Below are 26,756 nucleotides of genomic sequence, written 5' to 3'. Positions count from 1 at the left end.
AACACTTAAACCCGTCTAATCATCATTTTTCCAAAATAATACCGGTACTTTAAATTCAAGCTTCAACAAGAATGCAATAATAATCAGAAAAACACCTATTGGGAAAAGAAGATAATCAACTGCAAGCAATCCATAAATTGCTACAAATAAACCCAATAAAATAAATATGTAAAATATGATAATACCAACTATTTCACTCATTTTTCACCAAGATAATGAATAACATAATATAGCATTAGTTAAACATATCAGTGAAAGCTAGCCCATCCCTAGAACTTGGTATTTTACCTTACGTTAAAAAATTTAGACACAAATTAATAAATACAATATGTTACATTAAACAAATATTTACATTCTTTAATTTAACTCATATTTTTATTCTTAAAAAATGAAAATAAAAAAACTGCTTATCTCTCGCCGAAGCAAGCAAGTTAATGTTTGCTGATATTTTTGAATCTTGCTAATGTTTATTTATTAAAGCCAACTATACTCATTTGCTATTGAGAATGGCACACAACTCAATCCAAAATTAAAAATTAAAATTATCTCTCACGAGTATGAAGCTAAAGTGTCAGTGACTCACCACCAAATAAGAAAAGAAAAACCCCGCCAATAATGCATATTGAGCGGGGTTTTATGTGCCGTAATACGTTCGGCGAATTAATTTATTTCTTTAACTTTAAGGCAATCTCGACAAAAGCCTATATCCCCATCTTTACAATGGTGAATTTCAGTCACACCATGAAAACCAAACAAGCATTTTATGAATTGAAACACTTCAATCACCCCATTCAAAAAAAAGCCCACACAAAAAACCGTGTGGGCAAACCAAGGACACCCGACAGGGTGTTAGAAGCGTTAGCAAGCTTCTAGGTATTTATTTTCCAATCAATCAAATAACTTTACATTGGCACAATATTACATATTAAAAAATACCCAACCAAATCAAAAATTTATTTTTAATAAAAACAAAAAACCCAGCCTTTCTGGAGAATGGTAGGCTGGGTTAAAAAACACATTAGTATTAATTATTGGCATTGATTCTAATCGAATCAACCAATAAATGCAAATAATTATCATTATTAATAATTAATCAAACTCTTATCACAACTAATTTAGCCTTCTATAAGACCTTTATTTTAGAGACTCTTCACACTTTTGTTTTAACCGCTCCATTGCATCAGGCGGCATTGATGCTGGGTAATAAGCCCAATGCCAAGGGTTAAGGTAATAAAAAATCCCACACTCAAATTGAGGATGGGATTTCGTATACAAAAAAAATACCCGCTAGATTAGGGCTGCGGGTATATAAACTTTAAATCTAATGCCCGTCTTTCCGGGCCGCCAACTTTTTTTCACCACAAAATGATTGAAAAAATTTATCAATCAATGGACTTATCATAATAAAATATATATGAAATTTCAATATACTCAATTGGGGCAACAATGCCATTGTTTGAATCTGCTGCCCCAGATCGTTTTAAAATCAGCGAATTCGAGGGAATTAAAATCTGGATGCCAGCTGTATTCATTTTTAAACCAATTAAAGACTGAACAGCTAACAACCAAATATCCACGTTATGTAAATATAGGGATTAAAATTTAAACTTAAAAATGCATAAAAATACAGCTAAATACTATTGATACATTTTCAAATATAACCATTTCAAAAACTCGTCTTTATTTATTAACAGAGGCGCTGATTTGATATCTATTACTGTGACATTACCAAATTTACCAATTATCTTCTCAGATAAATCAAATTTCATTCCATTATCAAAATCTTCATTAATTTCCGTAAAAAATTCTAACAATAATTCAAAATTATTTTTTGTTCTGAATCCAGGTCTTTCCGCTACAAAACCATATATTTGTTGAAGCGCATAGTAACGAGGATCATCATTCATTTTCTTTATCTTTTTTTAACAAGGACACCATTAAGTACATGAAACTAAGAATAGTACTGAAACTTTATGTGTTAAAGATGTTCACTTTTGGTGCAATAACAAACCTAATCAGTAATTAGGTTTGATTTCAGATTTAATTATGAATCTTTATCTATGGAATGTGGTGTAGTGGTCTTGTCTTGCTGTTTATTATCATTTTCGCCCTGACATGCACTTACACCTAGAGCAAAAATTAAAACTAGTCCAACATTAAATAAAGCTAATGATTTCACCTCGTACTCCTTTATTTGGAAAATACAAATATCAACCTATCATCCAGCCTTGTGTACTTCCAATCCACTTTTGATGATCTTTTGTTCTATATGTAAATAAAAAAGCCTACTAAACTCTCCCAAATTCAGTAAGCTTTTTCAATGCACTGTATTACTTTAATTATTTTAAGATTCTTCTTGTGCCTATAAACTTAACATTGAGAGCTCTTCACAAAGTATTAGAAATATAGACCTTCAGTTAAACTTGTATGGTATCACGTAGATTTTTTGTGATTATTCAACCAAAAAGCCCGATCAATGACCGAGCTGTTAGTGATAAATAGCCACACTTAAAAAAATATTTACGTTTAGACATCCATTAGGTGAGACTATCCTTATTTATTTGCAAATATTTTAAGTATTCAAACTTGTACTTTTTAGCCAATTGAATCTTCTGCTTATCATCTAAAATTTTACCAGCTTGTTGAAAGAAACTGTGCTCTTCTTCTTCTAAATGGTGATGAACTGTTTCAGAGAGTTTCTTTGCTATAGAAAGCCAACCATGATTACTAAATTCAGTTTCAGTTAGCTGTTCTAACAACTCATCCATCTTATGATGCTCTGAAAGTGCGTGACGTGTAATATTTAGTCCTTGATCTGTCATCATTAAAGGAATGTAGAAATAACGATCCTCCGCAACTGCATGTGCAAATAATTCATTTTTTAACAATTCAAATAAATTCCTTCTTTCCTCAGTATCACCAGAAGTTTTTATTAACTTTTCAGAAAGATCTCTTTGAATAATATGACTTTCACGTAGAGCTTCAAAAATATCAGAGGGCACTAAATCATCTTTAGGTTTAATTTTCATAATTATCTTATTCCTCAATAAGTAATCCAATTATTAAGGAGTTCCGTATAGATGATTGTTTGTTTTTGTTGGATTTAAAATACTTCTGTATACCAAGTATGGTTTGGCATTTGAGAAATAATCCAATGTGCTAGGTGGAATTTGCCGCCGTGGTGTCTGATTAAAGGATGATCTAATTTCAAACTCCACCTCCAATACGACCTATTTCTTTAATCTTCGCCGCCAGCTCAGGCGGACATGGAACACTAGTATGATTGCGCTCATGGTTATCAAGTTGCTTTGGTGCCTTAGGCTTCACCCACATTTCTTGCGATATACCCTTTGCCTTTGCACGGCGCAGATAATCAACATAAATATCTTTGAATGCGAAATGAGCCGTTTTTTGTCCCTCAGCGGCCAACACATGGCGAACTTCTTCAAGTGCACGCTTGGTCAGTGTTGTGATCTTTGTCAGTGGATCTGATTCAAACTGCATTGCTTTTGCCCATGCCATGTCAGCCGTCCACCAGTCCCCACCCTGTTCACACCAGTTACGAAATGTAGGCAAGTTTTTCGGGCACCATTCCTCTGAGTTCATCCGCATTAAACCGCGTGTGATATCTGCCGGGGTTAGACCATTCAGAACTGTACACGCTAAATGGCGAAGTTCTTCGTTGGTATAAACCTCAAAATTTTTCGTGAAAGCTGCGCCGTATAAATCACTCATCCGCTGAAGCACCATGTCTGCAACTTCAACAGGGAAATCAACAGCAAATGCACTTTCAAATAATTGAATATTGCTCATATGCACTCTCCTTGAATATCTTGCATCATTGCTGGTTGCTCTTGTTGACTGCTGCCAAAGCGACGGCGTTGCAAAGGCTGTTGGTTATGTACCAGTGTTTGCGTGGTTCGATTTTGCTCATTGAAATACCATTGAGCTTCAAAAGCAGCCCAAGGTTTTTGACGGTTTAAGCAATACTCGATGCCTTGAGCAAAAGTTAAATTTGCTTTTGCGATTTGGCTTTCAAGAAGTTTGAAAGCGCGTTCGGTATTCACTCCGCCTTTTGCCTTACGAACTTGCATGAACTCAGTTGCAGTTTTTTCAGATACAGCATTTCTGATCAATGATGATTTGAAGTCAAATTTATCTGCATTTGTTTTTTTCGTTTTCACACGAATAGATTTCTGTTCTTCAGGCGTATTAATATTTGTTTTTGTATTAGTTGTTTTATAGTTGTTATTGTGGGTCGATATTTTCGACTGCGTGCTATCTAAAATATCGACTCCCCCCTCTAAAATATCGACTGCAGAATCCGATTTGCTATCTATATTTTCGACGGCGTTTTTTTCGCTATCTAAAATATCGACTGCAAAAATGCTGTCTGTTAAATCATACTTTGCAGGCTGATTTGCAAACGATGTCCGCACAATAATTCCTAACTCAACAAGACGGTCACATCCCTTTAGAACAGAGTCCTTGTTATAGCCCGTTCCTTCGACTAATTGAGATACGCTGATGCTATCTGTGGATTTGTTCCAACCACGTGTTTTACGCGCAATAAAGAGGTAACAGGCTAATGCTGGACCCTTCATCAAAGCCATGTATCCTTTGTCAATTAAATCGTTGGGGAGCATGAATGCGTTTGATATAAAATTACTCATGCTTTTACTCCATACAAATCAGGATTTGCAGTCTTATCTATAAACGGATTATTTGCCTCGGCAATTGCTGCCATCGGCATCGGAGAAACTGAATTACCGACCATATGCACCTGGTCTTTTTTGGATAATGGGGTTCCATCATGCCCATGAGCAATTACATAGCCCTCAGGAAAGCCCTGCGCTTTATAAAGCTCTTTTGGGTGCAGCATACGCATGCAAATATCAACAATCACCCACGGCTCTCCCTTGATCCAAACAGTGACCAATGCAAGCCGGTCTTTTGTTGTGACAGTATCGAGCGGCGCAGTAATATCACGAGCATCGCCATTTCCATAAAAATTAATCAGGAACGAAGCAACCCGTAATGCGCCATCTAAATTTTCTTTACTCAGCACTGCTGAAACTAGGCTTCGTCCGCCGGCTGTCGTGATTGTTCCCAATGGGTCATTGATGTTGTCACAGCCGCTGCTCCAGCGTGGTTTATCAGGAGTTCCTTCTCCATGTCCTGCATGAATCAGCATTGGCACTACTAATCCGTGATGCCCGCCTTTTACTTGCGCACAGATCGTTGATAATGGTTGTTCAATGGACCAATTACGCTGCTGTGATGCATTTGCAAATTCAGTTAAATACGGCGCCAGTATGGGGCAAACTAACGAGCTATGCCCGCCAAATGTTGAAGTTGTAGTTGCAAGCGGCTCAGTAATCTCATGACCGGTTGATGTACCAAAATCTCTGCTGATGAATGGAGTTGTAAGATTTACGAAATAAGGCTTTTCACACTCCAAAACATACTTTTTTAAGCCGCGGGCTATTCGCTTCAATGTCGCATCAGCAAGTGGCTTTGGACGGTCAAAGATAGATTTTCCTAAATCTGTGAAATCAATGCATTCTGCAGCGCTGCGCCATTTTTTTTGACCGCGTTTTGGCACTTTACTAAATGTCGGCTCACTCCAAACAATAGGCTTACCATCGCATCTAGCTACCAAAAATAAACGCTCACGTGTGGTCGGCGCTCCATAATCAGCTGCTTTGATCTTTTTCCATTCAACGACATAGCCTAGCCCTTGGAGACTTTTCATAAAGTGATTCCAAGTTTTACCTTTTGACTTAGGGTTAGGCACTAAAAATTGATTGTGTCGCGGCACATGCTCGCCAGACTCTGCAACTCGGTGAATTGTCTTATTTCCTACTTTAATTTTTTCAAGCGTAATAACGCGACCTGTTTGCTTATCGCGCTTAGCAATCAATGGCCCCCAATTGAGCATCTGCTTAACGTTTTCCATCGAGATCACGTCCGGTTTTACTTTTCCGGCAAATTTAGGTATCACCCAAGCTAAATCACGAATTTCTTTTTTACGCGGCTGCCCACCTGCAGCTTGTGAATGATGCGTACAATCCGGGCTCGCATGAAACCAGCCAACTGGCCGCCCTTCACAAATCACAACCGGATCTACAGCGAATACATCTTGCACAAAATGTTTTGCATGAGGATGGTTTATCTCATGCATCGATAAAGCTTTAGGATTATGATTCACGGCTGCAAAAACAGGACGGTTTAGGCCCATTTCAAGGCCAGTACTTGCCCCGCCGCCGCCTGCAAAGAAATCGATGATGATTTTTTCAGAAAAATTTAATTCAAATTGAGTATTAAAAGACTTAAAGCAATTTACAAAAGTTGTCATGTGAATACCCAACCCTTAAGAAATGCCGCTTGGATTGTATTTTTGCTTTGGTTTAGGCTTACTCATGCAACAGCCCCCGCAGCATCTTGAATGTCTTGGAGTTCATGACGTTCAATAATTTCCATAGCAGTTGCGATTTTTTTATATTCCGCATTGCTCATAGCACAACGTTCATGCGGGTTTGATGCAGTGATGGCATAAATTCTGTTCTTGCCGATACCAGCATGAATTGAAAGCTGCTTTCTGCGCATTAATCGCAAATCTTCATTCACCCACCGAATAACTCTTGCTACTTTTGTAAAACCAGCATTTTCAGCATCATTATTTAAAACGCTATGTTCCTTATGCGTTACGTTTTTAAAGCCTGGTACTTCCACAACTTTGCCGCCATTCTCTAAAAATTTTGCGGTTACTTTGGCAAGCTCATCACGCAGCGCTTTTTTAGAAGCAGCTTTTGCATCCATATAACGCGCAGTCTTTTGGCTATCATTCGCAGAAAATTGTTGCGTTTGCCGGTCATGTGTTAACATCATTTCGTTCATAAACATTTACCTGTGGTTGGACATGGCCCCGATCTGATACATCGGGGTTTTTTATGGCAGTGTTGATACGCCAAATACTTCGTTAAATGACTCTTCCATCCCTTGAAGAATGGATTTTCCACCTTTCTCATAGGCATCATCAGGCGCAAGGCCTAAATCAAATTCCCGCTTTTCAATCTGTTCAATCAAACAGTTGTTGCACTGTTCTTCTTTGAAATTGCTGCACTTGTTAGTGCATGGGTGTTGTGTTAAATTTGTACTCATATTCAATCCCTCAAGATTCGAATTGCTAAAGCCTGATCTCATCCATCAGGCTTTTTCTACACAGGCATGAACCTGCGCATCTAATTTTGCTAAAACCATATGCAGCGCATGAATTACTTTTGACATGTCAGCTGCCTCTCCGCTCGTGATGCGCCCATCCATCATCATTTCTCTAAAAACAGATGTGATATCGCCACCACCAATGCCTATCCCCAATACAAGCTCAGTAAGAGCGAGATCACGGCATTCGGGTATTTGCGGCAAATCAATAGCCACTTTCCCATGCTCTGCATTTAGGCTGTGCAATGGGCGGTAATCACCCGTTAACGTCATCAGCTTTGATGTTTCAAGCAGCGTGATGTGATGCGTGTCTGTGTTTGGATTTACCTTGCTGTTTAGGACAGCTGGGCTTTTGATTCCCATACGTGGAGCTAAAGCATTTGCGCCACCCGGATAGTCGTGAACGGTGTTATATACAGCGTCTAATATGTTCATTTACAACCCTTTAGAACGTTTATTTAAAACATTGCCCGAGTGATAATTGGTTATGCCGGAATCTGCTGATTTCTCAGATAATTAAAATCTGCTTCTGGGCATAATGAATCGCAAGAAACTTGGCCATTGGTAGCTTTATCAATTCGTATTGCTAATGGGGCGCCACACTTTTTATTCACGTAAATGATCTGCTGTAGATTTCCAACTGTTGTTAAACAATCTTTTGCAAAATTTTTACGAGCTTCCAGCGTGAGTTTTGAGAAGTAAGCTTTTAGTTGTTCCGTGTTGGAGGAAGACATTTATATCCCCTTTGGTAAATATATTTAGTAAATACTAATTTTAAAGATCAAACATGTCAACAAATCTTTAGTATTTGCGAATTTACTTTTTACTAAAAACTAGGTGAAATACTAAACATGGAAAAAATCGCCTTAAGACGCAAAAACTTGCGCACAGCTATAGATGCTTCAATCAAATCATTGGGCCTTAAATCTGATGTGGCTTTCTGTGAGCATTACGACTTAAACCCAAGCTATATTTCTCAGCTAATAAATGGGCATGGGAGCTTTGGTGAGCGCGCAGCACGAAACCTTGAGAAGAAGGTTGGCTGGGCGGAAGGAATGCTTGATAAGGAAAATCCATCTACCGACGAGACTACTCAGTCGGCAGGTTCTACTGGGGGTATAAAAATATCCCCTATCGAATTTAGAAGCGGTGAGTCAAAACCAACAAATGTGCGCATCCCTATCTATAAAGATATCAAAGCATCTTGTGGTGCGGGTATTGAGAACTTTCTGGAAGATGTGAGTGAATACCTGGATATTGATCCATACATTTTAAAAATTATGGGTATACAGACAAAGCCGGAACATTTAAGAATTATCTATTCTGCTGAATACAGCATGTATCCAACTGTTGCGCCAGATAGCCCCTTATTTGTTGATATATCAGATAAAGATCCAAACTCTTTAAAAAATGGGAATGTGTATGTATTTACACATAATCATGAATTAAGAATGAAGCGTGTTTTTGTCAGCTATGGTTCCAATACCGTGAAATTAACTAGCGATAATCCTGATAAAAAACGCTATCCAGATGAATTCATTACCAATGAACAATTAAGCGAAATCAACTTTGTTGGCCGCTTAGAGCTTGCATTGGTAAAACCTTAAAAATAGTTCAATAAAATAAAGGTGCAAGGATAAAAATGAAACAGGAAACTATAGAAGCCTTAGCAGTGGAACTTACGAAAGGCACAATAGCTCAAAAGTATATTGAAAACCCGTTATGTAAAGACCTAACAAGCGCTTATATATGGGTAAAAACATATCTAGAATCCGAAAGACAAATTATGGAAATGGCAAATAAACTTGATACAAACAATTGAAGTTAATTCCCGTAATATCAGTCATGTGCATTATCAGCACTTCTTGTTAACAGTGGTGCTTAGGACTGGCGAGAGGTTTATTTATAAGCTTCTTGAAGCCAGTACCTTTAAAGACTTCATAGATTCGACAGACAGGGATAAATTTTATAGAAGCCATATTGAAGCAAACAAAAAATTTAAGCGAATTCAGCTATTTGTGTAATTAAAATTCTTAGAATGGGAAAGCGTAATGATTGCAACACTCAATAAATCTAAAACTGCACTAACAATCAACCGTCAAGAGTTTAAATTAGCGCTGGGTAAAATCGGTGATGGCATTGATAAGCAAATAGCCGCGCTTAAAAAGGCCAAGCAAAGCTATGACGCTGCGGAAATGGCCCGTGAAGTCATAAACGAAGCAAATATCTTTGAGGCGATCATTGAGGGCTTTAACGAAGCAGAAGAGACCAATCTAAAGTTGGTTGACATAACCAACCTTGAAGTGGCGCAAGGCTGGATAGATGAATTTTTAGAAAGGTATTCTGAGGTGTAAATCACTTTTTAATTAGATGAACTGCGAACCCGACGCAGTCCTTTAGAACAGATCGGGAGAATATTTTGGAGTGGGTGAGGTGAATCAAATATTACAATGCTTAGCATTTACTAACTATAGGTAATAGTTGAGACCAGCAGTTGATAGGTGTATGGGACTCATGTAGCTGAAATTACATGGTCTGATGGGATTTAACGAGAATCATATGTAAATTTTGAAGTGTGCTTTATTAAATGAGGCTATAGGCTATCTTTTGATAAGCGGGCTGGGTAATGTTGAATTAGAATAGATGCCAAGGCTGCACATTAGAGTTGTAACCTTATTTTTAAAATTTGATGAAATTATATCGACTTTTGCACGAGTTAATTTGAAAATGAGTAATACTAAATTATGAGCAATAAGATTACTAAAATTCATAAAATAAATGTACTGAAGTTTAGGGCTCTTCAGAATATTACTATCCCATTTGGGGAAAGAGTCACCGTAATCTGTGGTAAAAATGGAACTGCAAAATCTACTATTTTAGGTCTTTTAGCTCAGATATTTAGCTTCAGTAAGGATTACGTAAAAAATACCGAATTAGAGTATTCACCATTACACTCAGGATCATTCAAATCCAATTTCAGTGATCACTTTAGACTCTCTGAAAAATTTGATTTCGCAGGTGAATTAGAGGCATCTTATACATTGTATGATGCTTATTTTAACGCAATAATTAATCCAACACTCAAGTTTTATAAGCTACAAGATCGTCGCTTACCACGAGCAATTGTTAGGAATAACATAGTTACTCCCAATGCAAAAAATGATAGCCGCAATGTAACTCATCCAGTAATTTACTTGAGTTTAAATCGTCTAATACCCATTGCTCACAGGGCTAAATATGAAACTAAGGATTTAGAATTCTTAAAAGAACATTCAGAAGAATTTATTAGGATAAATAATCAGCTTTTATGTAAGTCAACTGGAACCCAATTTACTTCCACAACTGGATTTATTGAATCAGCAGCCGTACACTCCGATGCTTATGATCATGAAGCCATCTCAGCTGGAGAAGATAATGCAGGTCAAATTATTCAGGCAATTTTTTCATTTAAGAAGTTAAAGCAAGAATATCCAGATTATCATGGTGGTATGTTACTAATTGATGAGGCAGATGCAGGGCTTTTTCCTGGTGCTCAATACCAACTCAAAGAAATTCTTAATAGGTATGCTAAAGAGTTAAATCTACAAATTATAATTACCACTCATTCTCCAATTTTAATTGAAGATTATCATCAACTCTCACAAAAAGATCATAAAAACTTCAAAACGATATATTTATCAAATAAATCAAATAGAATTGAAGTCTTAGAAAACATTTCTTGGACTGATGTTTTTGCTGATATTAGTGTAAAAATGAAAGATATAAGTAATGATTTATCCTTTCCTGAAACACATGTATATTTCGAAGATGATGAGGCTCGGGCTTTTTTTAATGCACTGGTCACTCAAAGAAAACTGAAAAAACCTTTGAAATTGATGAGCAAAATCTCGATGGGGTGTGGAAATTATATAGAGCTAGTTCGTCAAAAGGTTCCCGAGTTCAATAAGCTTAGTCTAATTGTTTTTGATGGTGATGTACCTGAAAAAGACATCAGCACTAAAGAACACAAAAATGTGATTAAGCTTCCTGGTAACTTACCACCCGATCAATTACTTTTTGAATTTTTATTCACATTACCAGAGGATGATAGTTATTGGAGCAATAAAGCTAAATTCACAAAAGATGTTTTTCATAACATGCTATCCGTTACTGCTATCAATAATCAATTAAAGATCCCTTTTAATGTAGCTACTGATTTTTCCTTAAAGTCATACATTGATGAAAAAAAATACTCCTCTGGCGAAGAAGATAGAGTGAGACAACTCTTTAAGAACTTTTTCAAGTCGACTGAGATTCAAACTCTCATCAAAGGCGGTTCATTATTGAATCCATTTAGGATTTTAGTCCTTAAAAATCCAGAGTTTAAGGACAGTTTTTGTGAAAGATTAGTGACTTCAACAAAATTCGTTCTTACAAAAAATAAGGGTGTGCCAACACATCTTGTAGAAAGCTGGTATGAAAACACTTAGAATTAGGCTTATTAATAGGAGTGTTTTTTGACTATATACCACACACCACTGAGATATCCTGGCGGCAAAGCAAAGTTTGCCCCGTTTGTTAAAGATCTTATGCAATCCAATAACTTAAATGGTGACTACCTTGAGCCTTATGCTGGGGGGGCTGGTGTGGCTTTAGATCTTCTATTTAACAACTATTGCAACAATATTCATATCAATGATTATGACCCTGCTGTATTTAATTTCTGGAAATCTTTGAAAGATGATACAGACGGTTTTTTAGAGCTATTGTCTAATACAAATATCACCATTGAAGAATGGTATAAACAGAAAGCAATCCTATCAGATCCCAACAATCATAGTCAGCTAGAGCATGGTTTCGCTACTTTTTTTTTAAACAGGACAAATCGATCAGGAATATTAAAAGGCGGCGTCATTGGGGGGAAAAATCAAGATGGGAACTACAAGCTCGATGCTCGTTTCAATAAAGAAAGTTTAGCCGCACGCATTAATAAGATAGGCTTATTTAAAGATCGCATTAAGGTGTATAACTACGATGCGCTCGAGCTATTGCATCTGGTTGATAATTTATTACCTGAAAATTCACTTGTGTATCTAGACCCCCCCTATTATGTTAAAGGACAAGGCTTGTATCGCAACTTTTACAACCATGATGATCATGTAAAAATACGTAAGGTCTTGGATAATGTAAAAACCAAATGGATTGTTTCTTATGATAACTGCAAAGAGATTAAACAGATTTATTATGGTTATCGCCAAGAAGATTATGAGTTGAACTATAGCGCATACTATAAAACTAAAGGTTCTGAAGTTATGATTTATTGCAACTCTTTAGAACCTGTAAAAATTGCAAGCCAGCAGATAGCACTTAGAATTACAGGTTAACTTTCCAAGCTTTATAATGGTGCATGTAAAACCACTCTAAGATTAATCCAACCCACCACCACGGTGGGTTTTCTTTTAGGCGTTATGATTTATAATTTATTCACTAAAACAACAAGACTAACCATGAAAAAAATAATACTCACCACCCTACTTCTTTCCCTTGCTATCACCGGCTGCCAAAAGCAGCTGGCCGAAGATCCTAAAGAAATTAGCACGGCTACAGCCCAATTTGAAAAGTCTGATGCAATTATCGGGACTTATCTAGATAAGCTGGATAGTCCTGAAACACCTCAGGATGAAAAAACCAAAATTCTTTGTGTGGATTATCCCGCAGAGTACAAAACTAATTACATGCCTGTTCTGTTGAAGCTTCAGCCTAATGAATATACAGAAGTAAAGCTACTGGCTGACCTAAAGTCAGCTTTAGACTACTACAAGAAAAAATTCGTGATTAAGTGCTAAACTTAAGGCTATATATTGCTTATAGGTGAAGCCATGGAACTATATGTAATTATTATTGTATTAATTTTAGTTGCTATCTTTTTAGCGATTTTCTACAACCAAAAAAAATAATTCTCATTTTTAAACTTCTAGCCCACCACGGTGGGTTTTCTTTTGTCTATATTACCATTTACTAAACAATATGCTAAATTTATTTAGCAAAACTATTGACTAAATATTTAGTAAATACTAAATTACACCTCATGAACAACAAAAAAGCCCTGAGACTTTCGACGGGATCAGGGCTTTGCAACTTGCGAGATCAATTATGAACCAACCATCATCACATAGCAATACACCGCAGTCTGGCGCTCACAAAAGCCAAACAACTGCGCGTTTATACCAGCACCCTACACCTGCCGAGATGAAAGTTACTTTCATTCAGAAAGCTAAAGCTTGGGGCCAAGACTTAATAGCAGGAGCAATTGTTATTGCTTGCATCTCTACACCGATTTTCTTAATCCGCGGCTGTGCAAATGATGTAGATCGTCAGCATGCGCAGGCTGTTCAGTATCAAGCGCAGTTCGGAGGCGGGAAATGAACAAGACTTTTGATAAACCATTCCGCGAAGACTTAGGCCTTGATGCTGCAGGCTTCCACCGCATTCATATGGGCAACACGGTTTACTGCGTGAAGCACAATGTAGTCTACATCCTAAATACTGCAGGTAAACTCAACCGCGTAGACGAAGCCACACTTTCTGCAAAGTCTTGGATCCGCCGCAATGTAAACGAAGTACTCGGCACACAGAAGATTACTGCCCGCTTCATCTGCCGTGTAAGCCATGGCTATAAGGTGGATGTGAATGGTACCGAATACATCATCAAGGTTTCTGCAGACTTTTCCAAAGGCTTCGACCGCAACGTATTTGAAAAGAATGCCCCGATTTTCTCCTGGTTAAATTGCGTAGTGGTAGTTGAAAGCGGCATGCATAAAGCCGCTCCAGCAGATCTGGTCAATTCTCTGCCCTTTCAAACTGCAGTTAAAAGTGTAGTGAACCCGCAGCGCAAGCTGGACCGTGTGACCCGACACCATAGCTTTACGCGCTGGAAGTCACGCCATGAGTGTGAGCAGTACAAGATTGCAAAACACAATACTGATGCCTCTGGCAATACGTTCAAGTAAGGGGAATTATCATGACAAATACAAATACGTCGAATATGGATTTGTGGAATTCAATTTCTATTACAGATCCTTCAAAAGTTAAGCCTATTACCGGTAAATCATATAAAGGCTCATCTCCGCAGCCTTATTGGCTGGTGAAACGTGCTACTGAAACCTTTGGACCTTGCGGTCTTGGCTGGGGCATCGAGATTGTGCAGCAAGGTTTTCAGCAATGTAATCCAGAAACGATGATGCACTATGCCACTGTGCGCATTTGGTACATGCAGGATGGCAAAAAATGCGCTGTAGAACATATGGGCGGCACGATGGCCATGTATAAAACCCAAACAGGAAAAATGGTCTATGACGAAGATGCGCCCAAAAAGTCTGTCACTGATGCAATGGTCAAAGCATTAAGTTTTATAGGCTTTGCCGGCGATATCTTCTCAGGCATTTGGGATGATTGGAAATATCAGGAAATGGCGGCTGCGCATTATCAAAATCAGTCACAGCCATCAAATGAGCAAAATCAGCAGCAAGCCAATAATCAACAACAAAAACCTTTAGAGCAACGCTATCAAGATGCTTTGGTGTCTATTCGCAACGCCAAGAACCCTGCGACCTTAGATAAAGCCATCGATACATTTGGCAATACCAAATTTAACAATCAGATCCGGCAAGCCTGCCGCGCCCGCGCAGATCAAATGAGCTGGTCAGATACACCGCCGCAGCAGAATCAAAACCCGCAGCCAAACAGCATGCATAGTTAATTGGAGGATAAAACAATGAACCCTATTCTTTCAGGTACAGAAGCATTTGCAGCCATGACTGCGGGTCAAAAAATTGAATGTCGTCATGTTTCCTCTGATTTAGATTTTGATGAGATTCGCAACTTCCCTGCAACTGTTTTTATTGATCAAGATTTCGAATTCCGCATTGCTGTCATCTACATGACCATTGGCGCAATGCAAGTGCCAGAATCAATTATTGACTGCCCAAGCAAAGGCACTCTGTGCTTTACCCCTTCCATTTTGACGGCTGAATTAAGCAAAGGCTTTAAGTGGAAGAATTCAGACGCCGACTTAAGCCTGCTTTCCCGCGGTTTGGTTCACTTGTATGAAGAGAATGCCATTACTCATGCCAATGCATTGATAGCTGTTAGCCGTGGATCTATTGAAGCTCCTGCATCAAAGGTACCGGACAATTTATTGCCTTGGGAGCAGAATAAACAGAATTCTACATCGAATAAAGCTGAAGGAAATACAGCTGGTTTAATTGATGATGTCACTGTGCCCGCCGAAACAAAACCAGCACCAATAAGCCGCACTGCTTTTTCCATCGAAGATGTTGCTGAAATCAAAACTGATCCTGCTCAAATTATCGAAGAATTCACGGCAAAGATTGATGCATGCACTTCTACTGAAGCTGTTCTGGGATTGCGCCCAGTATTTTTTGCAAACGGACATCTTGAGCGTGAAGATCAGCAGCTCTTATGCAGACTAACTGAAGCTAAATTGCTTGAACTTGATCCTGAGCAATATGCATCTGATCCTGAACCGGAAAATTTAAGTGTTGAAAATCTTCAACGTCTGCAGAAAGAAGCAGAAAAGTTAGTCGCTGAAAATAAGTTAGCTGATGTAGCTGAACTTGAATATCAGAAAATTCTTGATGATCTGCTGCAGCGCGCAGCCAATGCAGCATTACCAGCAGAGGCCACTGCCCTGACTGGTTATACCAAATCTTGGAGTGAAACACAGCGCAAGCCTCTGCTTGATGCCATTCATAAACGCTTGAATGAACTGAATCCGCCTGAGCGTGCTGAAGCAAAAGAGCCGCCGTCATTGATGGTGCAAATTCAAAATGCTAAAGATTTAACTGAATTGGATTGTTTGGAAATTGAAGTGTCCTCTCGACATGTTGATATTCAGCCAAAGCTCATGGGCTATGTGAAACGCCGCCGCTTTGAGCTGGAATCTCAAGGCAGTGAGGTGGCTTCTTGAAACCCAAAGTCACACGTATCTCACTGCTCATGTCTGAGGCATTCATGATCTGGCTGGTGAAAATTGGATATCGCGCGGTATGCCGAGCATCTGGTGAAACACAGTTTTACTGCGAAACGGTAAATCAAAACTTTCCACGCGGTGCAGTCATTTTGGCTAATGGCAAATTAAATAAGATTGCGGCACGTTTATACAAAGAATTTGAAGGGTATTTGGAGGCGTGATGGAAATTTCAGAACAAAAAATGGAAATCAACTTAACTCAATTTGAAGGCACCTCTGACGAAATTGCTGAACAAATTTTTAAAGCTGTTATTTATCCAATGTTGCAACAGATGAACCAGCAAGATAAGGAATCAGCGAGGATATTTGCTTTCTCAATGATGTGGTTAGGCATGGGCCAATATGCTCAGCTTTTCCCAACTGATGGCGCTAAAAAATCAATTAACTTTGCGGTAGAAAAATTGATTGAAGTGCTTAAACAACAACGCGGCGAATTAAAGGTTTAGGTGGCGTGATGGATATTCAGAAAGAAAAGCTGATTGCTGAAATTGAAAATTTTAAGACTGAAATCTTGAAAATTCAGGTTGTAAAAGTCTGGGCTGAATCACACTCAAATTCGGACCCTTTTAAACACGTTATTTTAGAAAAGGAAGATTGTAAAGTTTGGTGGATGGAAGCCCAAGCGCACCAACTTTGGGAAACTTGGCTGGCTGCCAAAGCTCAAGGGGTGCCGGAAGGGTTTGTTTTGGTGCCAGTTGGACACAATAAATTCTTTAGCCATGATTTTAATGGGGATGGATTTCAGTATCATGATACTTTGCAGGAAGCAAAAAATGCAGCTGAAGCTGATCTTGATATATATCGTGACCGAGTTGCAGATGGTAATCACATTGCGGAAATGGGTGAGTTTAATGAACTCGCATATGGAATTGTGGTGGGTCAAGCTGAATGGTCGGTTGATTGTGTTGTAAGTGCTGATGATCATAAAAATGGCGAATACACACAGTATGACATCGGAACTGAAATTCTAAGTTTGTACTTGAGTGAAGCACAGGAGCCAGCCAATGACTGAACTATCTCCTGCTGAAATCGAACTTTTAGAAGAGTTCCGCGAAGAACTGGCTCCGCGGCATCTATCAGGAATGTTTTACACGACAACATTGCCGGCTGAGCTTGTGACAGTACTTTATCACTTGTGTGTTGAAAAATTGGCTGCTGCAGATGAGTTGCCTGCAGCTGTGAAGCGTAGTTTGAAGGAGGTGTCATGATGGCATTACGCAATATGAATGGTATTGAAAATAGTCAAAAGGACCAGGCGCTTCAAGACTTTATCAATGCTCCATCTAATCAGAACTTTGGCCATGAAGTTGTTGCTATGTATCTTGGTTGCTCACCATGGACCCTAGCCCGTATGCGATGTGAAGGTTCTAAATTGCCATATACAAAAATCGGGCGTCGTGTGGCCTATAAAAAATGCGATGTGCTCGAATATGAAAAAAGCCGAACAGTCACCTGTACGGCGCAATATTCATAAGTAAAAAGGCGGATTATCCCGCCTTTATTTCTTTTAACCGCTCATCCCAAACCGACTCGTAATTAAAGCAATCTATTTTCTCTTGATACACCGCCTCAATCATATTCATTGAGGCTTTGAGCTCTTCCATTGGAATTTGTACATATCCGCCTGTAACATCAAGACGTGGTTTGGCTGTGTGGTTTAGCAACCTTTTGGTAACGTAAATATTAAACCTTAATAAGTTGCAAATAGTTGCGAATGTTCTTCGAAAGTCATGCATAGATACATAGTAGTCTACTTGTGTACCAATTCTATTGAGCAACGTATCTACCTTTGTTGCATGCATATTTTTAGATGTGGAAATCTTTGTAGCTGGAAAAACCCAGTCATTTTCCCTAAGTAAATAGCGGTCTTTTAAAACAGATAGCAAATGATCGCCTATTGGGAAATTATGATCTGATCCATTTTTAGTATCTCTAAAGATTACTGTGCCATTTCTGAAATTAATATCTGTCCACTTGAGCTGGCAGACCTCCTGACGCCGACAACCCGTATACATAGTAAATAGGATAATATCCCTATGCGTATTGGATCGCGCTGTGTTTTCAAGATTCAATTCATCTTGGTAATTGAGTACAGCATTGTAGTATTTGTGAATTATATCTTTATGTAGGTGTCGCTCACGACGCTCAATTACATTCCAGCCTTTGGTTACTGCAATCACATCAACAGGATTTGATTTTAAGATTTGAGCCTCATCGGTCGAGTACAGTACATGCACATATTTCCAAAGAGTCCCTAATAATGAAACTGCACCATTTGCTGAAGACTTGCTAAGCGCAGAAACTTCCAAAAATTTATCAAGAACTTCATTTTTCGTGATTTCAAATATTTTTCTCTTGGACCAGCCTAAATAAAGTTCAAAGTACTTCCTGTATTGGCGAATGGTTTTGGGTTTAAAGTCATTGCGCTGAATGTAAATCTCCAGTGCTTCGCCTACAGTCAAATCCAGCGGATTATTGGCCAAGTTTTGCTTATTTGGTTTTACATACTCACCGTTGGCAATTTGAGCAAGAATCATCTGCGCTTTTGCTCTTGCAGCAACTGCGGAGATTTCATTTGTTTTGCTAATTGTTACCCGATGCAATTCACCTAAATGGCGACGTTCAATAATGTACGATTTGGATTTACTCGTTGCTCGCACAGCAAACCCGATCAACTCACTATCACGATATATTTTTTGACCAGAATCAGTTAATGGAATAGCATCGACATTAGATTTATTGAGTTTCATGACTTTTCCAAAACCTTTACATGCCTAGATTAAATCACTTTTCTCAGCAGTCTACAAATAGTCTACAAGCATGTATTTCACCCTATAAAGCCCTTATTAAAATTAACATATCCTACTGTTTTTATTAAATATTAATAATTATATAAATCCACAGTACCACTATAGAAAAAGTAGAATCCACCTAGTTTTAACTGGATTGGAAAGCCTTGCATTCAACTATATTACCTTGTAAATACAATACCTTATGGACTTTTTTAAGTTGTACGGCAATGTAGTGAATTGGTGCATTTAGGATTCGTACTGTATACAAATGAGTATACAAATTTATTTTAATTAAATTATTTCAAAATTTGTATACTTATTCAAATTTAGGCGGTCCTCTATTTGGTATCGCTCATGTGGATTTGATGCCCAGCGCATCTATAATGAATACATGAATGTCATATCTGCAACGGTTGCAGAGTTCCCATCCTTCTAGAATTTCTTTAACAGGTTTATGGACCATTGAAAAAGGGAGAATATTGACAGTTATAATAGCTGATATTGCAGTTAGCCATCATACTATATGGCACAAAATCAAATTCAGCTTGAACAAAAATACAAGTTAAGAACAACAAGCCTTAGAGGAAAAAGCATGCATCATTATCTCGTCGAACTGTATTAGAAGATTATTTAAATTCAGAGAATCTGAAATGAAGTAAAGCGCCACGGCGCTTTACTTATGCAAAATCCTGAACCAATGTCTTAATGACTAGTCGCTGAAGTTTAAGTGAAAATACAAACAAACTAGAGTTACAAGAGATATAACCAAATGCCTAACTATCTAGATAATAATTATTTTTCAAAAACATAGCTAATCTGGTATTATTAATAATGATTCTTAATAACACTTTATAAAATATAATATGACCGATTTATCAACAAACTATAACGACACCCGCCTGATCAAATCTTGGTTTGGATTTTGTCTAGGGTTGTTCTGCGTTACAACTAGCTTGATAGCTTTACTTGAATCAGTGAATTTACAAGGCATCCTGAAAACTTTAGGTTTTCTATGCTTTTGGTATCCATGGTGCCAATTGCCTGTTAAGAATTACCCGCTATCAAAACTTTTTAGTAAGAAAACAGAAGGCGAAAAATTAAATAAACTAGCTAGCTCCCTAACAATCATTGCTTTAGTTTTACTCATTAGCTCTACAGTTTTGTTTTCATGAATTTGATTGAATTTTACTCATTGAACGTAAATTGATCACAAAGAAACCATGATAGTGCGCTGAACCCCATCATGGCTTCAAATAAGATATTGATGCTTATAAATCAAGTTCAACCATTTCGTATAAGGTGTATTAGGTTAATTTTAGAGAAATTAAACATTTGTATCTTTCATCGCTGGCATTAAAATCTCTTTAACACAGGTTCCGTTAGAGGTAGAAATAATAAACTTAATAGCTTGTATTACATCTGCTAGAGGAATTAGAAAATGATCTGTTTCTTTTAAAACTTGATCTACGGGAATATCTATTTCGTACTCTGTAGCTAAATATCCTAAATTTAAAATACTTACACCTATCAGATCATTACGTAATATTTCCCTTAAAGATTCCGCAATTCCTCTTAATGCAAATTTTGTTGCAGAAAAGATGAGCTCTTTTCCATTGTGATTTTCTACTCCCCATGTAGAACCTATTAGAATAACTTTAGCATTATCAGAGGCCTTTAAATTTTTGAGCAAAGCTTGCAGTGATTGTATGCAAGTACTGATATTAGTATTTATCATTTGATTGATTTCTAATGATGATATTTTTTCAAAATCATAATCCTCTGTAAATGCATTTGTTTCCCAAATACCAACGTTATAAATCAAAACATCTATTTTATTATTGTTTATGACTTCTTTTATCTTATGAACAGAAGCCTCGCTAGATGATAGATCCGCTTCTATCCAGTTCAGATTGGCCATTTTAATAGGAGCAGAACGAGATACTCCATAAACAACGTCATTGGATTCAGGTATTGATTGAATAATTGCCTTACCAAGCCCCTTACTAACACCATAGATCAAAAAATTCTTACTAGAGCTATTCATATATTCATATCTTTACTATTCATTTAGCTCTAACTATAAAGCCTAATGTTAGCTTTAGATCAAGCCTTAATTTGCATACTTGCTGTTATAAAACTCAAAAAGCCTAGACATTTTCTCAGGCTTTAGTTTTAAACAATATACAAATCAATGATTTAGTGTCAATTTTCAAGCTTCGTATAACGTGCATTATGTTAATTTTAGGAAAAACTTAATTTTTTAATCTAGAGTTTTCTCCATAACTACTAGCTCAATATCATCATAAGCTTCAAATTCTTCAGTTTTGATAAAACCATTTTTTCTCCAAAATTTTAGAGAAGATATGTTCGTTGCAGCACAGCTAAGTATGATTGATTTAAACCCCTTTTCTTTCAACTCTTTGGCTATATTATCTATAATTAAGGTTCCAATACCTTTTCCCTGTAGAGAGGCATCCAAGATGAAAAAGCCAATTAATGCCGTTTCTGTATCAGGATATGATTCAATCATCTCTAAATAACCTATCAACTTGTTATCATGTACAAAACCTATATTCTTTTTATTATTTAAATCTGCTTTTGGAGGAAGAGCCGTCATTAAGTGCTTTAATTTATCTTTGCTCAATTCTTCGTTCATATGTCGATAGTACGCAGGATTACTAAAACAAATTTCATAGACACTATCTAAGTCTAATTCTGATATAGAAATCACTTTAATATTTTTCAAAAATATCATCTTCAATAAAACTATAAATTATATAGAATTTTCTGCCATTTAACATAATGGCTTTTATACGAAATTACCCACAACCCCACAAGTAGTGGGTAATTTAATTCATGAAAAGGCCTCACATCCTTTTACAAAATTTGTATTAATCTTCATCTGCGGATCATTCTTTTCATCATCGCACTGATCTGCAGACTTTAACTCATTGTCTCGCGCATAACGGTATCCGAAATATTCTTCAATGCCAGTTCATTAATATTTTTTTAAACACTGAATATTGACAGTTATAAAAGTCGATATTATAGTTAGTCACCATACTATATGGTGAAAAATCAAATGCAGCTTGAACAAAAATACAAGGCCCTCTTAAACGAAGCCGAACAGCGGAAAATACCAGGTATCGAAGGTATCCGGCTGTGCTTTCAAACACTTTCACTTGCCTCAATGATTGATCGCGATTGCGCAATACAGCTGGCGCCTTACGGCTTATCGGAAGGAAGATTTGTGCTTCTCTTTTTACTTGATGCTGCGCCTGAAGGCTTAGCACCTAAAGTATTGGCTGAACGGGCTGGCATCACCCGCGCAACCGTCACTGGGCTGTTAGATGGATTGGAACGCGATGCCTTAATTGAGCGGCATGCAAATGCTGATGACCGCCGCGCTTTAACCATCCGGCTCACTCAACAGGGCAAAGAAATGGCTAAAACAGTGTTTGAACACCATAGCCGCTGGATCGCCAGTATTTTTGGCAATCTTTCAGCGCAAGAACGCTCTCAATTGACGGCTCTGCTGGGAAAAGTAGCCAGCAATCTTATAAATGACATGTCATGAAACATCGAAGCTGAGTAAACCTCATATCGATAAACAAGTTTAAAACAACAAGCCTGAGAGGAAAAAACATGCATCACTATCTCGTCGAATTATATACGCCAAATGCTGTTTGGCAGTCCTTGCCTATCGAAGAGCGCAAGCAATACTTAAACAATGTTGGGGCTGCAATGGCGAACTTATCCGATATAGGAGTTGAGGTCTTAACCTTGACTGAAACAGTTCATGAAATTGATCAAGCCAGCGAGCATCAGTTTTTAGGTATTTGGCGTTTTCCAAATCAACAGGCCCGTAAAGCTTTGCTTGAAGGCATTCACGCCAGCGGCTGGTATCAATATTTCAACCATATCAATGCTGCTGGTGCTGAAGGGAATTTTCCTCAGCATATTGATGCTTTAGCAAATACTTAATCTGATTGCAGACCGCCTAATAAAAGTCCGGAAAATCGGGCTTTTATTCGCGGGTAAATTAAATGCTAAACGGCAACATATAAGAAATGCCCAAAGAAGAAAAAATGAAAAATTTGATTCAACTTCTTTTCAAATCGATTTTTTCAAAATGACATTGCTTCATATATAAAAACAGCGGAAGTCCTACAGAAGCTCCCCCTATAAATGATGCGGCTATAGGAATCCATAATCTTTTCATTTTAAGGTTTTTACCTTCATTCATAACCATAAATACAATGACAATTACCGTTACAATAACATCGAGCCATGCAAAAATTGCTAATTGATTCTCAATAATTTGCTAAAAAAACAAAGTAAAATTAAATCCATATTCAGTCAACCACAGTATAAATTGTGAAAATGGCAGTGCTGCCCCTATTAGGGTTAGTAATGCATATATTGTTTTCATAATTATTTCTGAGCCTGTAAACTAATTTATATAAGTTCCATTGTTATAATCTGAGCTGTTTTATGAGCATCGATTACTTAATTCATTAATAATACGGCGTTATGCATTTAGATTATTAATTCTTCATAAAATTAACACAATACACATTATATAAAATAGCCCTGTAAGCCCTCAATTGAGGGCTTATTCTTTTTCAGGGTGAGTGGCTAACCCATGCCGCTGTCTTTCCTATTTTGCTTCTAATATCGGTAGTGGGAATATTCCACTGCTGATTCAATGTGATAAACCGCTCCAAATCAAGCTGCTCAGTTCTAAGGAAATTCAGCATTTCTGCAGACATCTCCAGTTTTCGCGCCAACCATCGCCATTTTAAAATCGGCTGAAGCAATTTTAGCGAAATAAAGTGACGCGGCGCATTGACCTGCAGATGCTGTGCAATCATCTGAATCAATTCCTGAAAGGAAACTTGCTCTGGATTGGCCACTAAAATTTCCTGCTGATGCGTACTTGGATCTTGGGCAGCATGAATTATGGCATCAACCAGCATCGTCACCGAAACTAATGGAAGAGAATGCTGCCGCGTGCCAGGAATAGCCGTCATTTTTCCTTGTTTCACTTGCCGGATTAGATGCGCAATCGGCTGATGAGATAGGATCTCTCCAGTTGTTTCATCACCAATAACGGTGGCTGGGTGGATAACTGTCCATGGGATATTATGCTGATCGGCATGTTTAACCCAAGTGAAATGCCCTTGAATTTTAGATGCTTCATATGCCCCCAATCTGGCATAGACCTGTGGCCAGTCAGTCTGCTCACTGCGCTCGCGATAAATGCCGGCTGCCTGTAAGTGCGCATCCAAAGTCAGCATATAGCCTGACAGATGTACTGCCCGTTCTAATTGGCAATGCTTGCTGACACTGTCTAGCAATTGTTCAAGCCCATCAACATTGACTGCCTTAGCCTGCTGCATCGTTAAGTGCCATGCAAATAAGGCGCTGGTGTTATAAAGATAATTAACCGTTTTGAGCTGCAGCCAGTCCTGCTTAGACAGCCCTAAGTTGGGCCGGGTAATATCGCCCTGAATGAAATTTAACTGCTGATGCGCAATGCCCTGCTGTGTCAGCCATTGCTGAAGCTGCGGGGCTTGCTGATCGATATTGCGGCATAAGGCAAACACTTGAACATTATCCCTAAGCAGGCGTGCTATTAGAAATTTGCCGATAAAGCCTGTTGCGCCGACTACGAGGGCGGTCTGATTTGAAGTGTGCATGAATGTATACTCTGTCGAATTGCTCATATTTAAGCTAAAGTATGGAGTACACTCTATGGTCAAGCAGTTTTTGAAAAATTAATCCTAAAGGAGCTTTACACATGCTGATTGGTGAATTGTCACAACAGATGAATATGAGCCGGGATACCATCCGTTTTTATGAAAAAATGCAGCTGATTCATCCTCTGGTTCGCAATAACGGCTATAAGGATTATCCTGAACAAACGCTGCAGCAGCTGCAGCTAATACAGGTTGCGAAAAATCTAGGATTTACTCTTGCTGAGATCAGGCAGATCACCCATTTGGTGAATGAAAGTGAAATTCCTGCCGAGCAGTTTCAGGAAATTATGCAGGATAAGCTCAATACAGTTCGGGAGAAGATTGGGCAATTGCAGCAGATGCAGACGATGCTGGAAAACCTGATGGAGAGAGAACCTTGCCCATTCAGAAAAGACTGTGATGTGGTTTACGATTCACTTTGATGATTGATTCAAAGACCATTAATAAAATGGAACTTATACAAAATAATTTACAAGCTCCACGGCGCTCTATTTCTGTAAAATACAAATACTATGGCTAGCTGCTAATAGCATCTAGCCGCCTTTATTCCTAATCGTATTTACATTTTTGTTCATTAAATGTCTTATAAAATACTTAAAAAAGAAATTTTGAATATAGCTCAGTTCCTGCTGATGACTCCTGTAAAAATCATCAGGACTGTCAAATAGCCCAAAGTCTTGATTAATCCCTTTATCTTGAATAAAAGTATCACTTAAATTCCAAGCCACAGGCGGGTTGGCAAAGTTGTCGGTAAAGACTCCAAAACCACAAAATATCTTTGTAACGTTTTTATTGATTGCTTTGAGTTCTTGAAGATACTGCAGATCAAGGATAACGCCTTCCAAAATATACCAATGTTCGTTCACATAAACTTCTACCCAGCTATGTAAAATATTTTGAGGTGAGAGTTTGTACCAAATACCGTCAATAGCCCCTTTTTGCAACTCTTTATCTATTGTAAAGCCATGCAGTCGAGTCGGTATTTGGCTTGCTCTCAGCAGCGCCATCAATAAAGTTGCTTTTGTATTGCATTGTCCATAACCGTCTTTGAGAACTTCAGAAGCGGGAATTTTGTCCCCCGTGTTATAGCCAAACTTTATTTCATCCCGAACAAAGTTATAAATACTTTTTACTTTTTCCACATCCCCCAATTCATGCCACTTTCTGTCCGCGAAGAGCTGCTGTATTGAAGGATGTTCATAGTTCAAGAGCGGTGTTTCTTTCAGCAATTTTTCCATTATGATCTCATCCCGTTGTCATTACCCTTATTGAAAACTATGGAGTTACTCCAAGGTAAAGGATTTTTTTATAATATTCTCAGATAATTAGAAAACTTTTGATATTTATAATTTGCTTGCTTTCTATGATACTGTCTTACTCATCTGCTCATTAGAACTACTCTACTTTTCACTCAAAATTTTAAACTAGAATTTGGATAAGCCGCTTATGTTAAAAGTCATTGCACAAGATTTTATTAAACTGGAACATCTTGAAGCAGTTATGCCTTTATATAAAGAACTCGTAGAAAAAACAAAAAATGAGCCTAGATGTCTTTCTTACAATCTTTTTATTGATCAGAAAGATCCTGGACATTTTGTGTTTATAGAAGAGTGGCCAGACCGGGCTGCATTAGATACGCATTGTGAAACTGAGCATTTCAAGAGATTAGTTCCTATGATTGACCAATATCAAAGAGCACCTGGAACATACTTGCTCATGAATGAATTTTCACAATCTGGCAGGTAAACAGACTGGAAAAGTTTAGACGGCGAAGGCCAAGCATGTGCTTGCTAGACGGGAGCGAGAAGACGTGTCCAAAGAAGAAAAAATGATAAAAGTGGATGAATTTTTAAGGGTGTTTGGTAAGGAATGTTACTGCGCTAAATAAAGCTTTATTGCATGTCAGCTATTTACAGTACTCGAGATTACATTGACCGACATTGAAACA

At 37.9% G+C, this 26,756-nt stretch carries 37 protein-coding genes and 1 pseudogene; 20 read left to right on the top strand and 18 right to left on the bottom strand.

Annotation, left to right across the window (positions count from 1 at the left end; all coding sequences use genetic code 11):
- Positions 1-15 precede the first annotated feature (15 nt).
- The 12 genes and pseudogenes from JZ784_RS04995 to JZ784_RS04940 all read right to left on the bottom strand — a co-directional run bounded on the left by JZ784_RS04995 (position 16) and on the right by JZ784_RS04940 (position 7,958).
- Positions 16-201: a hypothetical protein gene (locus JZ784_RS04995; RefSeq protein ID WP_131275614.1), complete on the bottom strand. Its 186-nt coding sequence runs from the start codon at positions 199-201 to the stop codon at positions 16-18.
- Between the two features lie 1,436 nt (positions 202-1,637).
- A complete protein-coding gene (locus JZ784_RS04990) occupies positions 1,638-1,907 on the bottom strand; it encodes a hypothetical protein (protein ID WP_346314025.1) in 270 nt (89 codons plus the stop codon).
- Positions 1,908-2,044: 137 nt separating this feature from the next.
- Positions 2,045-2,140: a hypothetical protein gene (locus JZ784_RS04985; RefSeq protein WP_346314255.1), complete on the bottom strand. Its 96-nt coding sequence runs from the start codon at positions 2,138-2,140 to the stop codon at positions 2,045-2,047.
- Positions 2,141-2,537: 397 nt separating this feature from the next.
- Positions 2,538-3,029: a hemerythrin domain-containing protein gene (locus JZ784_RS04980; RefSeq protein WP_346314024.1), complete on the bottom strand. Its 492-nt coding sequence runs from the start codon at positions 3,027-3,029 to the stop codon at positions 2,538-2,540.
- A 77-nt stretch (positions 3,030-3,106) separates the two neighbouring features.
- Positions 3,107-3,211 (bottom strand): annotated as a pseudogene (locus JZ784_RS04975) (DNA adenine methylase); the annotation flags it as partial.
- Entirely contained in the window at positions 3,208-3,813 is a 606-nt protein-coding gene (locus tag JZ784_RS04970) for a restriction endonuclease (RefSeq protein ID WP_346314023.1), read from the bottom strand. The gene JZ784_RS04970 and the pseudogene JZ784_RS04975, both read right to left, overlap by 4 nt.
- Positions 3,810-4,673: a replication protein gene (locus JZ784_RS04965; protein ID WP_346314022.1), complete on the bottom strand. Its 864-nt coding sequence runs from the start codon at positions 4,671-4,673 to the stop codon at positions 3,810-3,812. The genes JZ784_RS04970 and JZ784_RS04965 overlap by 4 nt, the downstream gene beginning before the upstream one ends.
- A complete protein-coding gene (locus JZ784_RS04960; RefSeq protein WP_346314021.1) occupies positions 4,670-6,358 on the bottom strand; it encodes a DNA cytosine methyltransferase in 1,689 nt (562 codons plus the stop codon). Before JZ784_RS04960 ends, JZ784_RS04965 begins: the two co-directional genes overlap by 4 nt.
- Positions 6,359-6,420: 62 nt before the next feature.
- Positions 6,421-6,900 carry a hypothetical protein gene (locus tag JZ784_RS04955; protein ID WP_346314020.1) on the bottom strand — a complete coding sequence of 160 codons (480 nt, stop codon included), beginning with the start codon at positions 6,898-6,900 and terminating at the stop codon, positions 6,421-6,423.
- Between the two features lie 51 nt (positions 6,901-6,951).
- Positions 6,952-7,164 carry a hypothetical protein gene (locus JZ784_RS04950; protein ID WP_346314019.1) on the bottom strand — a complete coding sequence of 71 codons (213 nt, stop codon included), beginning with the start codon at positions 7,162-7,164 and terminating at the stop codon, positions 6,952-6,954.
- Positions 7,165-7,209: 45 nt separating this feature from the next.
- Entirely contained in the window at positions 7,210-7,659 is a 450-nt protein-coding gene (locus JZ784_RS04945; protein WP_346314018.1) for a phage regulatory CII family protein, read from the bottom strand.
- A gap of 50 nt (positions 7,660-7,709) precedes the next feature.
- Positions 7,710-7,958 carry a hypothetical protein gene (locus tag JZ784_RS04940; RefSeq protein ID WP_346314017.1) on the bottom strand — a complete coding sequence of 83 codons (249 nt, stop codon included), beginning with the start codon at positions 7,956-7,958 and terminating at the stop codon, positions 7,710-7,712.
- Positions 7,959-8,075: 117 nt separating this feature from the next.
- Here JZ784_RS04940 and JZ784_RS04935 point away from each other — a divergent pair, with 117 nt between their 5' ends.
- The 16 genes from JZ784_RS04935 to JZ784_RS04860 all read left to right on the top strand — a co-directional run bounded on the left by JZ784_RS04935 (position 8,076) and on the right by JZ784_RS04860 (position 17,728).
- Positions 8,076-8,831: a S24 family peptidase gene (locus JZ784_RS04935; protein WP_346314016.1), complete on the top strand. Its 756-nt coding sequence runs from the start codon at positions 8,076-8,078 to the stop codon at positions 8,829-8,831.
- A 35-nt stretch (positions 8,832-8,866) separates the two neighbouring features.
- Positions 8,867-9,046 carry a hypothetical protein gene (locus JZ784_RS04930; protein ID WP_346314015.1) on the top strand — a complete coding sequence of 60 codons (180 nt, stop codon included), beginning with the start codon at positions 8,867-8,869 and terminating at the stop codon, positions 9,044-9,046.
- Positions 9,033-9,248: a KTSC domain-containing protein gene (locus JZ784_RS04925; protein WP_346314254.1), complete on the top strand. Its 216-nt coding sequence runs from the start codon at positions 9,033-9,035 to the stop codon at positions 9,246-9,248. The genes JZ784_RS04930 and JZ784_RS04925 overlap by 14 nt, the downstream gene beginning before the upstream one ends.
- A gap of 27 nt (positions 9,249-9,275) precedes the next feature.
- The gene (locus JZ784_RS04920; protein WP_346314014.1) at positions 9,276-9,578 is read left to right on the top strand and encodes a hypothetical protein; all 303 of its coding nucleotides are present in this window, start codon (positions 9,276-9,278) and stop codon (positions 9,576-9,578) included.
- Between the two features lie 390 nt (positions 9,579-9,968).
- Positions 9,969-11,693, top strand: a complete 1,725-nt coding sequence (locus JZ784_RS04915) for an AAA family ATPase (protein ID WP_346314013.1) — start codon at positions 9,969-9,971, stop codon at positions 11,691-11,693.
- A 27-nt stretch (positions 11,694-11,720) separates the two neighbouring features.
- Positions 11,721-12,587, top strand: coding sequence for a DNA adenine methylase (locus tag JZ784_RS04910; RefSeq protein WP_346314012.1), 867 nt, complete (start codon positions 11,721-11,723; stop codon positions 12,585-12,587).
- Between the two features lie 123 nt (positions 12,588-12,710).
- Positions 12,711-13,049 (top strand): hypothetical protein, encoded by a 339-nt coding sequence (locus JZ784_RS04905; RefSeq protein ID WP_346314011.1) that lies wholly within the window; start codon positions 12,711-12,713, stop codon positions 13,047-13,049.
- Positions 13,050-13,356: 307 nt separating this feature from the next.
- Positions 13,357-13,629 (top strand): hypothetical protein, encoded by a 273-nt coding sequence (locus JZ784_RS04900; RefSeq protein ID WP_346314010.1) that lies wholly within the window; start codon positions 13,357-13,359, stop codon positions 13,627-13,629.
- Complete coding sequence (locus tag JZ784_RS04895; protein WP_346314009.1) at positions 13,626-14,213, top strand: hypothetical protein; 588 nt, start codon at positions 13,626-13,628, stop codon at positions 14,211-14,213. Before JZ784_RS04900 ends, JZ784_RS04895 begins: the two co-directional genes overlap by 4 nt.
- An 11-nt stretch (positions 14,214-14,224) precedes the next feature.
- Positions 14,225-14,962 carry a hypothetical protein gene (locus JZ784_RS04890; protein WP_346314008.1) on the top strand — a complete coding sequence of 246 codons (738 nt, stop codon included), beginning with the start codon at positions 14,225-14,227 and terminating at the stop codon, positions 14,960-14,962.
- Positions 14,963-14,977: 15 nt separating this feature from the next.
- Positions 14,978-16,192, top strand: a complete 1,215-nt coding sequence (locus JZ784_RS04885) for a hypothetical protein (protein WP_346314007.1) — start codon at positions 14,978-14,980, stop codon at positions 16,190-16,192.
- Between the two features lie 29 nt (positions 16,193-16,221).
- Complete coding sequence (locus tag JZ784_RS04880; RefSeq protein WP_130148848.1) at positions 16,222-16,416, top strand: hypothetical protein; 195 nt, start codon at positions 16,222-16,224, stop codon at positions 16,414-16,416.
- On the top strand, positions 16,416-16,700 hold the full coding sequence (locus JZ784_RS04875) for a hypothetical protein (RefSeq protein WP_346314006.1): 285 nt from the start codon (positions 16,416-16,418) through the stop codon (positions 16,698-16,700). The genes JZ784_RS04880 and JZ784_RS04875 overlap by 1 nt, the downstream gene beginning before the upstream one ends.
- Positions 16,701-16,708: 8 nt before the next feature.
- Positions 16,709-17,266 carry a hypothetical protein gene (locus tag JZ784_RS04870; RefSeq protein ID WP_346314005.1) on the top strand — a complete coding sequence of 186 codons (558 nt, stop codon included), beginning with the start codon at positions 16,709-16,711 and terminating at the stop codon, positions 17,264-17,266.
- Positions 17,259-17,462: a hypothetical protein gene (locus tag JZ784_RS04865; RefSeq protein ID WP_346314004.1), complete on the top strand. Its 204-nt coding sequence runs from the start codon at positions 17,259-17,261 to the stop codon at positions 17,460-17,462. Before JZ784_RS04870 ends, JZ784_RS04865 begins: the two co-directional genes overlap by 8 nt.
- Positions 17,459-17,728: a helix-turn-helix domain-containing protein gene (locus JZ784_RS04860; RefSeq protein ID WP_346314003.1), complete on the top strand. Its 270-nt coding sequence runs from the start codon at positions 17,459-17,461 to the stop codon at positions 17,726-17,728. The genes JZ784_RS04865 and JZ784_RS04860 overlap by 4 nt, the downstream gene beginning before the upstream one ends.
- Before the next feature lie 13 nt (positions 17,729-17,741).
- Here JZ784_RS04860 and JZ784_RS04855 read toward each other — a convergent pair whose 3' ends face one another.
- The 3 genes from JZ784_RS04855 to JZ784_RS04845 all read right to left on the bottom strand — a co-directional run bounded on the left by JZ784_RS04855 (position 17,742) and on the right by JZ784_RS04845 (position 21,792).
- On the bottom strand, positions 17,742-19,004 hold the full coding sequence (locus tag JZ784_RS04855) for a tyrosine-type recombinase/integrase (protein WP_346314002.1): 1,263 nt from the start codon (positions 19,002-19,004) through the stop codon (positions 17,742-17,744).
- Between the two features lie 1,366 nt (positions 19,005-20,370).
- Entirely contained in the window at positions 20,371-21,090 is a 720-nt protein-coding gene (locus JZ784_RS04850) for an SDR family NAD(P)-dependent oxidoreductase (protein WP_346314001.1), read from the bottom strand.
- A 216-nt stretch (positions 21,091-21,306) separates the two neighbouring features.
- Positions 21,307-21,792: a GNAT family N-acetyltransferase gene (locus JZ784_RS04845; protein WP_346314000.1), complete on the bottom strand. Its 486-nt coding sequence runs from the start codon at positions 21,790-21,792 to the stop codon at positions 21,307-21,309.
- A gap of 336 nt (positions 21,793-22,128) precedes the next feature.
- Between JZ784_RS04845 and JZ784_RS04840 the strand changes: the two genes are divergently transcribed.
- Together JZ784_RS04840 and JZ784_RS04835 are read left to right on the top strand one after the other, a co-directional pair.
- A complete protein-coding gene (locus JZ784_RS04840; protein ID WP_346313999.1) occupies positions 22,129-22,623 on the top strand; it encodes a MarR family transcriptional regulator in 495 nt (164 codons plus the stop codon).
- Between the two features lie 68 nt (positions 22,624-22,691).
- Positions 22,692-23,030, top strand: a complete 339-nt coding sequence (locus JZ784_RS04835) for a DUF6616 family protein (protein ID WP_346313998.1) — start codon at positions 22,692-22,694, stop codon at positions 23,028-23,030.
- 118 nt (positions 23,031-23,148) lie between these two features.
- Here JZ784_RS04835 and JZ784_RS04830 read toward each other — a convergent pair whose 3' ends face one another.
- Positions 23,149-23,364, bottom strand: coding sequence for a DUF2834 domain-containing protein (locus tag JZ784_RS04830; RefSeq protein WP_346314253.1), 216 nt, complete (start codon positions 23,362-23,364; stop codon positions 23,149-23,151).
- Between the two features lie 307 nt (positions 23,365-23,671).
- Positions 23,672-24,748, bottom strand: coding sequence for an SDR family oxidoreductase (locus JZ784_RS04825; RefSeq protein WP_346313997.1), 1,077 nt, complete (start codon positions 24,746-24,748; stop codon positions 23,672-23,674).
- A gap of 101 nt (positions 24,749-24,849) precedes the next feature.
- Between JZ784_RS04825 and JZ784_RS04820 the strand changes: the two genes are divergently transcribed.
- Positions 24,850-25,230, top strand: a complete 381-nt coding sequence (locus tag JZ784_RS04820; RefSeq protein ID WP_346313996.1) for a MerR family transcriptional regulator — start codon at positions 24,850-24,852, stop codon at positions 25,228-25,230.
- A 111-nt stretch (positions 25,231-25,341) separates the two neighbouring features.
- On the opposite strand, the gene JZ784_RS04815 is transcribed toward JZ784_RS04820, so the two are convergent.
- Positions 25,342-26,046 (bottom strand): transglutaminase family protein, encoded by a 705-nt coding sequence (locus tag JZ784_RS04815; RefSeq protein ID WP_346313995.1) that lies wholly within the window; start codon positions 26,044-26,046, stop codon positions 25,342-25,344.
- 208 nt (positions 26,047-26,254) lie between these two features.
- Between JZ784_RS04815 and JZ784_RS04810 the strand changes: the two genes are divergently transcribed.
- Positions 26,255-26,554, top strand: a complete 300-nt coding sequence (locus JZ784_RS04810) for a putative quinol monooxygenase (protein ID WP_005010117.1) — start codon at positions 26,255-26,257, stop codon at positions 26,552-26,554.
- Positions 26,555-26,756 lie beyond the last annotated feature (202 nt).

The sequence above is a fragment of the Acinetobacter sp. CWB-B33 genome, from assembly GCF_039655955.1.
In the GTDB taxonomy this organism is placed as follows: domain Bacteria; phylum Pseudomonadota; class Gammaproteobacteria; order Pseudomonadales; family Moraxellaceae; genus Acinetobacter; species Acinetobacter bouvetii.
Note: the sequence above shows the minus strand (reverse complement) of the source record. Positions and strands in the feature narration are given on the sequence as shown.